Origin of the sequence: Marinomonas fungiae, from assembly GCF_001418205.1 — a bacterium.
Lineage (GTDB): Bacteria > Pseudomonadota > Gammaproteobacteria > Pseudomonadales > Marinomonadaceae > Marinomonas > Marinomonas fungiae.
Genome location: NZ_LIQF01000030.1, coordinates 1 through 12270 on the forward strand (window position 1 = coordinate 1; position 12270 = coordinate 12270).

Genomic DNA, 12270 nt, shown 5'->3' on the forward strand with positions numbered 1-12270 from the left:
CCATGAGACTAAAACGTGTTGAAAGTTAATCCCACGACCACCTTGCATTAAGGCCTGAACAGAGACCATCAATACCCCAATGAGCAAGCCAATCCGAACCATTGAAGTAAAATCGCCTGTACCAGTGATCATCGCGACAGCGTTCAGGACCTGCTCTAAAAAAGCCGAATCCCCGATGGAATAGATTTCCCACATGACCTATTCCCCCAGCGCCGTAGATTTAACGGTGTAATAACGCTGTTTGCGAATGGTCTGAATCACCTGGTTAAAATGTGCCAGCAACTCTTGCTCTGAGCCGTATCTTCGCTGCAACGCGGCGTACTCCTCATTGATTTGGCGACGTGCACGTTCAAGGTCTTCCGTTAATAACTTCGCATAGGCATGATCTTCCACACCGGAGGTACTTCTAGCTGCATTGAGCATGTCTTCAACCAATGCTCGGGCCATCTCAACAGCAATAAATGGTGCCGCTCTTGAAGCAAACGACCTAGCGGCCCCTTCATTTAATGCAGAAAGAGTTCGAATCATGCCCCCAATGCTGGCAGGAGCCGAGGTCATAAAAGCCTTTTCGGTGGTGCTAGCAGCCCCTGTATTTCGAGCAAACTTAAAAATAATGCCGTTACTGGAACCTGTACCAAGAAGTAAATTTTCTACTTGGGTTGATAACCCGGTAAGAGTCACGTTAGTGATTGTTGGGTTTAGACAGCCGTCTTGCGTCACTGTGTCACATCGGTACATAGCGACGTTACCGCCATGAATTAGATGCTCAATAGTCACTTTATTGCCATTCAGTCTGGTCAGTTTTGGGGCTTTACCTTGACCATCAGCCGCATTAGCCAAATCACCAACGATGATCGAACCTGTCACCGACATAACTGCTTCAAGAAAACGATCATCCCCCGATGCAAACCAGCTTGATGCCGAGTGACGCTTCAGTGCTCGCCAGACCAAGTTACCTTTAATCGTTTTGTTCACATCAGATGCCGCGACACTTGAAGCATTCTCGTAAGGGTTCTTACCGTTGGATTCACTCCAACTGGTAAAAATGTCTCCAGCCCCTTTAAGTGAGCTCAATATGCTGGCCTCTGTTTGCCCCTTCTTACCAAATGCGGCCAGGGTATCGTTCACGACTCCCTGAGCCATTTGACAGGAATTGCCAAAATACTCGTTCAACTGCTGGATTTTCTTCTGCAATGTCTCCATGTGCTGGGAGCATTTCTCACACATAGCACTGAGCGCCAATTGGAATGCGTACCCCTTGGCGTTTGCAGCAACAGAGCGAAGTAATTGAACAAACTGATCTGCATTAACAAATGACAAACTTCCAGCAAACATATCAATGCCGCCACAACCAGCTTGGAATGACGGAGGCACTATAGAGACGAGGTTCTCGTTCATGATCCTGTTACGAACAACAACGCTTCCGCCAGATATCACACCACGCCGTTGACTCTCGAATACACCAGGCGCAGTAGTGTTGGTCATTGAACCAAACAACTGGTTCATCTCCTGTTGCAAGCTTGCTTGGCTCATAGACGAAAAACCAATCGCACAGACGATTAGCGATACTTGGAATACTTTTTTCATCGTTATAACCCTCCTTGTGCACGCAGATAGCGAACAAGGAACTCAGGGTCCTGTAATATCTTTTCGTTAAGCTCTTGGGCTGACATCGCGAGTGACACGCCGGGTTGAACAGGTCTGGTGGCATAGTAAGTTTGATCGTCAATCCAACCGACTTGATGGGCTGCGAGAATAATTCGATTATTGAGCTCATCAAGGCTCATTGCGCCTTGGCCAATCGGAGTGATGACATTAGGCGGATCAACTAAGAACACGGCAGGGACAGTCGTAACGGACAAGGATTGAGCTTGTCCTGAATCGACTTTGTAATTAGGAAACTCTCCACCAGGTAAAGGCAAGCCATCGACAGCAATAGCAAACACCTCGAAACCGTAGTTCAAAGCAATTGATTCGATAATTGGCGCTTGAGCATGACAGTAAGGGCAATCTGAACGATAGAAAAAGAACAAACCAGCCCGTTTTGCTACTTCACCTAAAGCAACATCCCGTTGAGCACCAGCTTCACGGTCCATCCGATTGGCTGCATAGGTCGCCAAGGGTCTGCGACTGATTTCATCCAAAACTGGATCGCCCATGACCACCTGCTGACTAACATCAGCAAACTGTGAGCCCTTATCCATCATGACACGCTGGAGATACAGATAGGCTCTGACGTTCTCATTCGTCGGCTCATCAATTGCCTTGTCCATGAACGACTGCATGTGCTCACGAAACCAGGCAGCACTGAAAGGCTTTAGCCCGATCTGACTCGACTCTGCCGCACCAGATTCCAGCTTAATAAGCTCTTCAGCCTCCGCTGGCTCAGGAATGCCCTGATACCAAAACCAGCCTTCCTGACCACGCTGATAGAATGGCTCGTCACTAGCATAGACGGGTAAGATGAATAGAAAGAAAATAATGATTGGGATGGTCACCCATAGGATAAACCAAGGTAACAAAGGCGTTCTCATTGTCAGCTCCAGAAAATTTCATAGAGCTAACATGCTAAAGAACGCCGTTAAGGTGATTGGCCAGATAAATGAAGGAATTGTTAGTGTTTCTGACTAGCTGTTGTGATCTGGTAAACGAACGCTGAAATACTACAAAAACGAGCTTTTACACAACCGGAGGAAATTGCTTGTTTAGACAGCCTTACTTCCGGGCATTCTATGACATCAATTCAGTTATCAAACTTATTAGGCTTGGGTCTGATAACTCTTGACTTAAATTTTGATTTTTCTAATATACGCGTTTTTTGGATTTAATTTTTTTATCATATTTACTAAATGGACTACGTAGCTATGCGCATTAACCAGCCAGTCACGACTCAAGAGAAACGCTTTTCCCCAGATAAAAAATTAATTTCAGTGACTGATACCCGCGGAGTTCTTACGGATTGCAATGACGCATTTATTGAGGTCAGTGGATTCACTAAGGAAGAACTAATTGGACAGCCACACAATCTAATCAGACATCCGGATATGCCACCTCAGGCATTTGAAAAAATGTGGAGCTATCTCAAATCAGGCAAAGCGTGGATGGGGCTAGTAAAAAATAGATGTAAAAACGGAGATTATTATTGGGTAGATGCTTATGTCTCACCGATAACCGAACAAGGTCGAATTATTGGTTATGAATCAGTTCGCTCCTGCCCTAGTCGAACCGATGTTCAACGCGCGGAAAGATTATACAGCAGTCTACGCAATGGAGAAGGCTATTCAGCATCCATCAAAATCTCACTTCCGAATCTATGCTTAATCGTTCTAATGGCTGTCTGCGCTCTTATTTTTTTCAGTGGTTACAAAGAGATATCGGAAGGCATGCTGCTTGTATCTTTCGTTATTTACGCGATCTGGACCAGTCAAAACCGACTGAAAATGTTAAGATCATTAGAGCAATTGACGAGTAGCGCCTTTTCAGATGAGCTTGCTGTCGTCAGCTACACAGACACAAAAGGGATTCAGGGCAAACTCACAGTTGCCATTCGCAGTCAGTCCTCGCATTTGGGCGCAGTGCTGACTCGCATCGATCATGCAGCTTCAGCAGTATCAGGTGAAGCTGCTTTGGGTCGCAGTCAGACTGAGCGATTGGTAAACCAGTTAGACCAGCAACAACAAGAAACAACTTTAGTAGCTACAGCCATGAATGAAATGGCAACTACTATCCATCAAGTCGCACAGCATGTCAGTGAGTCAGCACAGCAAGCTGACCAAGCCAGCACACTGACAGAGCAAGGTTCTAAAATGGCCACTAGTGCCAGCCAGGCTATTAATCAACTGCAACAGACGGTCAACAATATCAGCCTGTCTGTAGAAGCTGTAGCGTTGCAAACTCAACACATTTCACAAGCGGCTCAAATTATTGAAACTATTGCTGAGCAAACTAATTTATTAGCATTGAATGCGGCTATAGAAGCTGCACGAGCAGGTGAATCCGGACGTGGTTTTGCAGTAGTTGCAGATGAAGTTCGCAACCTAGCTCGTCGAACTCAAGATTCAACCAAGGAAATTTACAACATAGTATCAGAACTGACGCAACAAACACAACAAGCCGTCGAAGTTGCCCGAATTGGTAATTCAGATGCACAACAAGGTGCGACAGTGGTGCAACAAACCTCGGCCGCGCTAGAAGGGATCAGTTCTGCAATCGATCAAATAGCCCACATGTCTACTCATATGGCCGCCGCAGTTGAGCAACAAGCTCATGTTGCTGAAGATATTAATCAACAGATAGTCCGCATTTCTGCACTCGCTGAGGAAAGTAACGCAGAGGTCGATAAAACGAGCTTCAGTATGGAACAGTTACAAAAAGTTTCAGACAACCTGCACGAACTGGTAAACAGAGCTAGAAGGAGCTAAAACATGCAACATTCTCTGGAAGACTTGAATGCTTTGTACAAAGAGTTTATTGACGCAGCCGCAGACGCCATTATTGTTATCGATCAAACTGGCATTATCAGACATTTTTCACACTCTGCTCAGCAGTTGTTTGGCTATGACAGCGTTGAAGTTTTGGGATTGAACGTTTCAATCTTAATGCCTGATCCTCATAGCAAAAATCACAACGATTATCTGTCGAATTATTTAGCTACAGGGCAGGCAAAGATTATCGGACAAGGCCGCGATGTGTATGGTGTAAAAAAGGACAAAAGTTTGTTTCCTATGCATTTGTCTGTAGGCACAACAGTCATCAAAGACCAACGTTACTTTGTCGGGATATGCCATGATTTATCGGTCTATAGAAAAACTCTTGCTGAAAAGCTTCAACTTGAGTCTCTGCAAACAGCATTGTTTGATGCTGCCGTTGACGGAATTATCACAATTGACCAGCAAGGCTTGATCAAAAGTTTTAACTCGGCAGCTGAGAGTTTATTCGGTTATCAGCGACAAGAAGTACTTAACAAAAACGTATCGATGCTTATGCCTGAACAGTTCGCACGTGCTCATGATAGCTATCTTCAGCGCTATATCAGTGGTCAACCTGCACAAATCTTGGGCAAAGGCAGAGATGTACCCGGTAAGCGCAAAGATGGTTCGGTTTTCCCTATGCATTTATCCGTAGGAAAAGCCCAAACAGAAGAAGGTGCCTTATTTATCGGTCTATGCCACGACCTGACGGAATATCAGAATGCACTATTAGATCTTGCAAAAGCTGAGCAACGTTATAAATCCATAGTTGATTGCGAGGGACAAATGCTATGCCGACTCGATCAGCATTTAAGAATCACTTTTGTTAATCAGGCGTTCGTGGACGTCTTTGAGTGCACATATACCGAGCTGATAGGTCTTGATTTTATCAATTTGTTTCGCGGTTCTAAACATGGCACTGTCGATCGTTTGCAGAGGCTTTTTACAGGCGATTGTTTGACACGTATTCATTTTCAAACTGTGATGGAACGTAAGTCAGGCCCTTTTGAAATGGAATGGTGGTTTACCAAAATATCGCCGCAAGAAAGTGGATTACATGAAATTCAGGGATTTGGTGTCGATGTTAGTCTGCGAGAGCAGGCATTACGTGAAATTGAATATCTTAAATATCATGACTCATTGACAGGTCTATTAAATGTGGAGGGTTTAATCAGGGCTTTTGAGCAAGCCCACACACCAGGCAGAAAGGCGGTACTGTATTTTGACTGCAACCATTTTAATTTGTTTAACACCAGATTTGGCTACGAAGCTGGTGATCAAATGCTCATAGAGGCAAGTCAACGTCTTAAGGACAGCTTTGACACATCTACCCTGCGTTGCAGACCAGGGAGTGATTCATTTATTGCTCTGATAGAAAGTAAAGACAGAGCTGATGTCATTCCTTATGCATTACGAACCATCGAAAAGTTGGAGCAGCCTTATCAGATCGGAACCGAGAAATTACTTCCTTCTGTAAAGGTGGGGATCAGTATTTATCCAGATGACAGTAGTGATCTTCCTACATTGTTAAGAATGGCTGAAAGCGTGCTACCACAAGCCTTTTTGAGTCGGCCTCATATTTGCTTTTTCGATCAACAATACCAACAAGTCATGAGTCGACAATTGGACATAGAACAAGGTCTAAAATCTGCATTACAGAAAGGAGAATTGCAGGTATTTGTCCAATCCAAAGTTAGCCTCAAGACTAGGCAAGTAATTGGCTATGAGGCTTTGCTGCGCTGGAAAGATACGTTATTAGGCCCGATAAGTCCTGCGGAATTTGTTCCGATAGCAGAGCGAATGAATATGGGGGAGGAGTTAGATCTCTACGTATTACGACATGTTTTCCGCCTTTTGAACAAGCAAATGAAAAGGAATAATGACGTAGCTCCGATTGCGGTAAACATCACATCCACGCATTTCTCTGCCCCAGGCTTAGTGCCAGCTATTGAGGCTTTGGCAAAAGACTATGATGTGCCACTGCGGCTATTACAATTAGAAGTGACTGAGACAGTGTTACTCGAAATGACAGAGCAAGTTCGAGATAATATTTTTTGTTTACAGAACCTCGGTGTAGTTATTGCTATCGACGATTTTGGCACAGGTTACTCTTCTCTCAGTTATTTACGACATTTTCAGTTGGACCAATTAAAGATTGATAAAAGTTTTATAGACGCAATTACTGAGCCCTCCGGTATGGAAATCGTCAGGTCAGTCATCTGGATGGCAAGGGCTTGTGGTATGCACGTAATTGCTGAAGGAGTAGAAACTGAGCAACAAGCCAATATTTTAGAGCAATTGGGTTGCGACACAGGCCAAGGCTACTTATTTGCCAAACCTTTTTTACCACACTAAAACGCAAATACACTACATTGATTTTGCTCTGCAGAATAACGAAGACGAGTTCAATGCAACATGGACGTTGTTTTAAGAAGTTTATAGGAATACCTTATTATGCTAATAAAAAGACCCTCGAAATATCAGCTTTACCTGTTCATGATGCTTTGTGTTGTGTTGTCACTTGGGGTGAGTTTTTTTGTAGTGGTTTATAACCAAGCGAAATATCGAGAAGCTGTCGAGAGCAGAGAGCTATCACTAAAGTTGACTGAAGAGCTGAGACAATCTTCCAGCGACTTGGCCAGACTAGTTCGTACTTATGTGATAACTGGCAAGCAAATCTACAAAGACCAATTTCATGCTATTGTCGATATTCGGGAAGGACGAAGAGCCAGACCAAAAAACTATAGCTCAGCCTACTGGGAGCATAATGCATTTGCTACATCCGATTGGGCCGAAGTAACAGAATCAACGGGGGATGCCATACCTTTGTTTGAGTTGATGCGCCGGGCTGGCGTCACTCAGGAAGAACTTGAAAATTTGAAAAAATCCAAAAATACATCTGACAAACTCGTGATTTTGGAGAACCAAGCTATGTCGCTTGTTGAAGAAGATGTTCCTGTCGATCCAAACAAAAAGCTAAAAGCGTTGACGATGTTAGCCGACGATAATTTTATCTATTCTAAAGCTAAAATCATGAACAACATCATCAAAACTGAACAGATGATTATGGCAAGAACGGGTGCTGAAGTTCAAAGAGCTAATTATCGATTGCAGACAGCTACTATTGTATTGTTTTTACTTGTTGGGGTTTTAATTTGGTTAATCACCCGATTAGGGCGAGCACTCAATGACATCATTGGCTGCTCAATTTACGAGCTAGAAAACACTATTACTCAACTTGGCAACGGTGATTTCCTCACTCCAATTGCCGTCGAGCCGAAAAATTCAGAGAGTGTTTTAGGCTGGCTGTACAGTTCTCAACGTCGTTTAGCTGAGCTAAATCTCTCTCACTTTAAAGCCATTATTGAATCGTCTGATGATGCAATCATCAGCAAAAATATCCATGGAATTGTCGCCAGTTGGAATAGTGGCGCGGAAAAAATATTTGGTTTCAGTGCTGATGAGATGATTGGCCAACCTTTGATAAAAATAATACATCCAAAGCGTAATTATGAGGAAACTGAAATTTTAAAAAAATTGGCACAAGGTGAAAAAGTAGAACATTTCGAAACTCAACGTTTGCATAAAGATGGTCATCTAGTAGACGTTTCCGTTACCATATCGCCTATTTATGATCACAAGGGAACAGTGATTGGTGCGTCAAAAATCGCTAGAGATATCTCTAAGTCCAAGGCAGCAGAAGCACAAATCCAAAAGCTAGCATTTTATGACCAGTTGACTGGGCTTGCTAACAGAATCCTGTTGCAGGATAGGTTAAAAACTATGTTGCTTAGTTCCTCCAGAACGAATACAAAATTTGCAGTCATGTTTCTGGATTTGGATAACTTTAAGCTCCTCAATGACACCAAAGGACATGATGCTGGCGACACTCTTCTTAAGGAAGTAGCCAACAGACTGAACGCTATAGTCAGAGAAAGTGACACAGTCGCTAGATTTGGCGGAGATGAATTCGTTATTCTGTTCAGCGGTCCATCACATCCAGTAGAAGGCAGCTGTTGGTTAACAACCATAGCTAATAAAATCATTGAGGAAATTGGAAAACCTTATGATATTTCTGGATTTACTCACCACTGCTCAGCAAGCCTAGGAGCAGTCATTTTTGAAAATCAACAATGCAGTGCATCGGATCTGCTAAAACAAGCTGACTATGCGATGTACCAAGCTAAACAGTCTGGTAAAAACTGTATGCGTTTGTATAAACTGTACCAAATATAAGCAGAATTGAATTAGTATTTTTCTTTTAAGCTGTACTAGCTCAAATTGTCCTTATTTTTACCAATTCGGTCATGGGGGCCCTCTCCAATGCTTGATTTCGGTTTAGCGTGCAATTATCTCTAAACCGACACTAAAATCTGTTTTTTCGAGCATCCTCAATTTTTCTAAAATTAATTAAGAGTTAACATAAACTCTGTATGTGGATGATTACGCTTTTTTGACTTCAAAACCTGAGCAGACTTAGGTCAATTCCAATATGTAACTGGTGGTGATAAATAGTGTAAAAGCAAAACATTGTAAAAATAAAAATTGAAGATCTAAGAGAAAGGCTCGGTGCTCTGTCTCGTGCAGAGCAATGCTTGGGCAGAAAAGGCTATTCAAGCCAGACCTTAATTTAATAGGCTACTCTGAGGTCAACTAATACCACATTATTTTACTTAACTATGAAAACCGTAACCAACGTTTTCATTGAGTCACCCGGAATCATAACAAAGTGCATTTTGCTACCAAGATGCTGCCAGAACTCGGCCCCTTGTGCATATTTTTTGGCTTTTTGGATAGTGATCCTTTCAGGTAACTGGGCTTTAGTTAGCCCCGAGCATAGCAGCTTTGTGTACAAGGCCTTCCAAGGATGCTTAGGTGCACCGTCTGAAAGCCGTTCCACAAACCGTTCCAGTGCATGACGAGTAACCACAACAGGTCCAATTTTCGGAACGTTGATGACTTCATCGATGTCTCTCACTGTAGCATTATCGACGCTGTATTCTTCGAAGGAATGTGAGAGCCAATCGTCCCGCCTCTCTACCGAGATCTGTGCTTCCTGGTATCGAGTGAGCAAAAACCTAGTCAGGCTGTAAAGTGAATGCTGAGTTGAGCGTTGTTTCTGTAACTTTTTGATAGCTCCTTTACTGACCCGGATTTGAAGCCCATTACCGCTTCGGTTACTCCCCATCACCTCTTTCACTGACAGTAGGTGATGAATCGCATAGAGCTCAGCTGCAATTAGCTTTTGCTGCTCAGGTAGCTTGTCGTATTGCTCACCTAAATCGACCTTGAGCTCACCACCTCTTCGAAGTCCGGTCTTCCAGTAAACCGTAAACTCACCATCAATCTGCTTTGTTAACAGGGTTAATACCATCATGTTTGTTTCTCCTATTGGTTATCTATTTTTCATTCTCCATGTTTTTTCAAATATGCAAGGCGCAAAAAAGGGGCCGAAGCCCCTTAGATTAGATATGAACTTTCGGAAAGCCCATGGCACCGTAAACATTCAACACATCATTCCAATCCCAACTTTTCACGCCAAGTGACGTTGGTATCGGAGGGATCAGAACTTGTGTCAGAATGCCTTTTTGCCAGGCTTTTTTCTTGAGTTCATTCGCTGCATTCAGGCCGGTCTCAGAGAGATCGTGATCTGCCCAGATGTACAGCATTTTCACATTACTTGGTGGTTCAAACCTAGCCAGTAGCGTTGCATTCACAACCGACCAACATGTCTGTCCCGTAGCTCTGGTAACCGCTAAAGCTGTTTCGATGCCTTCAGAAACACCTAATACCTCACCAGGCTCACCTATCGGAATGGCACCACCAGTGATTGTTCGGTCACTTGGTATCGGCATCATCTTTTTAGGCTTTTCAACCGGCGCTTTGAATCCATCTTCACTTAGGTAGATCCGATGAAACGTGGCCGAACGACCTTGCTGAGTAACGATTTTACCTAGCAGCGCTGGGTAGCTATCGATAAACAAACCATCTTCATCATGGTAAGGCAAGTTTGGATGATACCTCAGCACCGAATCCCATTCAGGACGAAGCCGGGTAACAATGCCACGACGATGCATGTAGTTCCAAACTGGTTGCGCACGAGTATCTGCAAGAGAAAACGTTTCTCCCCAGGCTTGATTCAAGCGATGGATAATCGCTTTGTCCTCGTCCTGCTTTCTAGCCTTCCAATCAACAGCGTTACGCGGTATTGCCCGAAAAGGCGCTTGTATTTGTCCGGGTTGAATACCAAGAACCTGGCCAATTGCTTCAATAGACTGAGCAAAGTTCCATCCATTAATCCAAGACAACAGTTCAAAACCATCATGAAAGATACCGCAGGTATTACAAACGCCACCACCGGTATATTCAGCATCTTTGAATAGCCTAAAGCCATCACGACCGCCATGAACAGGACAAGCCACATGACGGCCCTTTCGAGCAATAGCGGCATCAAGTTCTGGCACCAATACCGCTAATACTTGAAGCCATTGGCCATTAAGATATGGCCTTACTGTGTCAATTTGTAAAGGTAACGCCATATAACCTCCTTAAGTAAAAAGCCGACTCCTACCACTGGTGGTAAAAGTCAGCTTGGGTCCTACATTAAGCCGTTTGGTTAATGCAGGAACGTTAGTCAAGCTGGATACCATGTCGTCTTAATAGCCACATGATGGAATCACGAAGCACATCAGGATCGACAACCTCAGCCATCGCGCAAACACGAAAGCAAAATGGCGCTAATTCGTCATTTTGAATCCACGACAACACATCCTTGCGCAACCGAGTACTGACACGACCGTCCAGCAATACTCGGATCGCATCCAATAGAATGCCTTCGCGTAACTGCCAGATTTCCGCGTCAGACCAAGTGACAGGGGCATCATCAAACTCAAATAGAAATTCGAGCTGTGATGATGTGTGCTGATGAGACTGCTTTTGTGATGTAGGAGAATGGGCAATACGCCCATTCATTAAAGATAACCGCGTTCGGCAAGCGAAACGCAGCCCTCGGATGCAACCACGACATGGTCAAGCGTTCGAATATCAACAAGTGACAAGGCGTAACGGAGTCGATGAGTAATGCGTTTATCAGCCTCACTGGGCTCAGGATCACCCGATGGATGGTTATGAACCAGTATCACTGCTGCCGCATTAAACTCTAGCGCACGCTTTGTTACTTCCCTTGGATACACGCTCGCAGCATCTAAAGTGCCTTTAAACAGCTCTTCAAATCGAATAACGCGATGCTTTGTATCAAGAAACAGCACGCCAAAGACTTCGTGCTCATACTCGTGCATCAGTGTTTGCAGGTATGAGAACGCCGACGATGGCTGTTCAATTTTGCGACCTTTAATCAATCGACCACGAGCAAGCTTAAGCGCCATATCTAAAATATCCGCTTCAGTCACTTGCTCAGGAACGATGTAAGTACCGGCTTCTTCGCCAGCTAAGAACTTTTTGTTTTTCATAGGAGTCTCCAAAAAAAAGCGGAGACGAACCCATGCCCTGAAGGAGACGGAATCGTCCCCGCAGGGTGGTAAAATTGATGTGGTTACTGAATTAACAGTTGTTGTGTTACTTCGAATAACTCACGCTTTAGATCTTTGACGTCATTAATCACAATGCTTTGAGGAAAGAATTTCTCAACACTGCGTGTTTGAATCCCTATCCCCAGCAGCTCAAAGCCACTGCGTCTGCACCGGTCAACAATGTCATGCGTGGCAGCCCAATCATCTGGGTCACCATCCGTTAGCACTATCATTAGCTTTCGCTTCTGTTTTTGCGCTAACAAACTGTTTGC

General features: G+C 44.0%; 11 protein-coding genes. 3 read left to right on the forward strand and 8 right to left on the reverse strand.

Annotated elements, in window-relative coordinates; genetic code table 11:
* From ASC49_RS19385 to ASC49_RS19395, 3 genes are all read right to left on the reverse strand, one after another.
* The coding region (locus ASC49_RS19385; RefSeq protein WP_141656891.1) for a conjugal transfer protein TraG N-terminal domain-containing protein at positions 1-195 on the reverse strand (195 nt) is incomplete at its 3' end.
* A gap of 3 nt (positions 196-198) precedes the next feature.
* A complete protein-coding gene (locus tag ASC49_RS19390; RefSeq protein WP_055464861.1) occupies positions 199-1587 on the reverse strand; it encodes a conjugal transfer protein TraH in 1389 nt (462 codons plus the stop codon).
* Positions 1588-1589: 2 nt separating this feature from the next.
* Positions 1590-2534, reverse strand: a complete 945-nt coding sequence (locus tag ASC49_RS19395) for a thioredoxin family protein (protein WP_055464862.1) — start codon at positions 2532-2534, stop codon at positions 1590-1592.
* A gap of 330 nt (positions 2535-2864) precedes the next feature.
* On the opposite strand from ASC49_RS19395, the gene ASC49_RS19400 reads away from it, so the two are divergent.
* The 3 genes from ASC49_RS19400 (at position 2865) to ASC49_RS19410 (ending at position 8705) form a co-directional block, all read left to right on the forward strand.
* The gene (locus ASC49_RS19400; RefSeq protein ID WP_055464863.1) at positions 2865-4421 is read left to right on the forward strand and encodes a methyl-accepting chemotaxis protein; all 1557 of its coding nucleotides are present in this window, start codon (positions 2865-2867) and stop codon (positions 4419-4421) included.
* Between the two features lie 3 nt (positions 4422-4424).
* Positions 4425-6824 carry a sensor domain-containing protein gene (locus ASC49_RS19405; protein WP_055464864.1) on the forward strand — a complete coding sequence of 800 codons (2400 nt, stop codon included), beginning with the start codon at positions 4425-4427 and terminating at the stop codon, positions 6822-6824.
* 99 nt (positions 6825-6923) lie between these two features.
* Entirely contained in the window at positions 6924-8705 is a 1782-nt protein-coding gene (locus tag ASC49_RS19410; RefSeq protein WP_055464865.1) for a diguanylate cyclase domain-containing protein, read from the forward strand.
* A gap of 433 nt (positions 8706-9138) precedes the next feature.
* On the opposite strand, the gene ASC49_RS19415 is transcribed toward ASC49_RS19410, so the two are convergent.
* From ASC49_RS19415 to ASC49_RS19435, 5 genes are all read right to left on the reverse strand, one after another.
* Entirely contained in the window at positions 9139-9846 is a 708-nt protein-coding gene (locus tag ASC49_RS19415; RefSeq protein WP_055464866.1) for a hypothetical protein, read from the reverse strand.
* An 88-nt stretch (positions 9847-9934) separates the two neighbouring features.
* On the reverse strand, positions 9935-11008 hold the full coding sequence (locus tag ASC49_RS19420) for a DUF7146 domain-containing protein (RefSeq protein ID WP_055464867.1): 1074 nt from the start codon (positions 11006-11008) through the stop codon (positions 9935-9937).
* Positions 11009-11099: 91 nt separating this feature from the next.
* Positions 11100-11441, reverse strand: coding sequence for a hypothetical protein (locus ASC49_RS19425; RefSeq protein WP_055464868.1), 342 nt, complete (start codon positions 11439-11441; stop codon positions 11100-11102).
* Complete coding sequence (radC, locus tag ASC49_RS19430) at positions 11441-11938, reverse strand: RadC family protein (protein WP_055464869.1); 498 nt, start codon at positions 11936-11938, stop codon at positions 11441-11443. Before radC ends, ASC49_RS19425 begins: the two co-directional genes overlap by 1 nt.
* A gap of 83 nt (positions 11939-12021) precedes the next feature.
* On the reverse strand, positions 12022-12270 hold a 249-nt coding region (locus ASC49_RS19435), incomplete at its 5' end, for a VWA domain-containing protein (RefSeq protein WP_141656892.1).